Raw genomic sequence first — 1,123 nt, forward strand, 5'->3', positions numbered from 1 at the left:
GATAGTAGTGGAAAGTGATGAACAGGACAGCAGACAACTAAAACGCATACACAAGCACCAGTACCCAGTGCCCAGTCCCCAAATAAAATAACTTGGTCAAATTATGTAAATTTTCCTACAATCTATCAAGAGAGCGCGAGGCTAAGAAGATTGGACGACAACTACCAAACCTATTTAAATCGGGTAGCACGCATGACGCTACCAGAATCTTACAAAACCCAAGTTCAGCATATCCAGGAATCTTATAAATTTAAACCTGTTGATGGAGTCAGAAAACCAGCACCATTTCCTGGTTATACACTGATTACCCCACCAGCAGCAGAAGATACACAGAACGCTGATTTTTACAGCCAAATTGAGACTTTTCAGCGATCGCTGTTAGAGTTACCAATCAATTCTGATTTGATTGTACCTCTACCTCCTGCCAGTTTTCATTTCACCTTAGCGGACTTGATTTGGGATCATGCTTACATTCATGCTACTGAGAAAAATCCCCAATTTGAACAGGATTTAAATACTTGCTTAGGGAATTTGTTTAAGCAGTATCAACAGTTGCGGGGTGAAGTCAGTAATCCCATTTCTTGGCAAATGCTAGGACTAATAGTAATGCCAAGAGCTTTAGCGGTGTGTTTAATACCCAAAGATGAAAGATCCTATGAAGAAATTATTCAACTGAGGCGGTTGATTTATCAAAATCGCAAATTAATGGGTTTGGGAATTGAGCAACATTACCACTTTACTGCTCATGTTACATTAGGTTATTTTGGCGAAATTCCTACTGATTTAGATCGGGTACAACTCAGTAATTTGTTATCTGAATTAAATCAACAATGGCTGTTGAATTTTCCCGAAATTGTAATTCATCAGGCTGAATTAAGAAAGTTTGACGATATGACAGCCTATTATCGTCAACCTGAATTTACGAGTTTAGAGTTTTAATTTGTTAGTTGTCAGGGAATAGGGACTGGTGACTGGGGACTGGTGACTGGTGACTGGGGACTGGTGACTGGTGACTGGTGACTGGGGACTGGTGACTGGGGACTGGTGACTGGGAGCCGGGGTCTGGTGATAGGGGACGTGGGACTGGGGACGTGGGACTGTGGGCTGGGCACTGGGGACTGGG

General features: G+C 42.3%; 1 protein-coding gene and 1 pseudogene. One reads left to right on the top strand and one right to left on the bottom strand.

The genetic code is table 11. The annotated features are described in order from the left end of the window. Positions 1-150 precede the first annotated feature (150 nt). Positions 151-939, top strand: a complete 789-nt coding sequence (locus FFR48_RS28010; RefSeq protein ID WP_137669588.1) for a DUF1868 domain-containing protein — start codon at positions 151-153, stop codon at positions 937-939. On the opposite strand, the pseudogene FFR48_RS28015 reads toward FFR48_RS28010, so the two are convergent. Then, positions 928-1,123: pseudogene (locus tag FFR48_RS28015) on the bottom strand (hypothetical protein); the annotation flags it as partial. The gene FFR48_RS28010 and the pseudogene FFR48_RS28015 sit on opposite strands and share 12 nt — an antisense overlap.

It is taken from the genome of Sphaerospermopsis reniformis, assembly GCF_005402885.1.
Lineage (GTDB): Bacteria > Cyanobacteriota > Cyanobacteriia > Cyanobacteriales > Nostocaceae > Sphaerospermopsis > Sphaerospermopsis kisseleviana.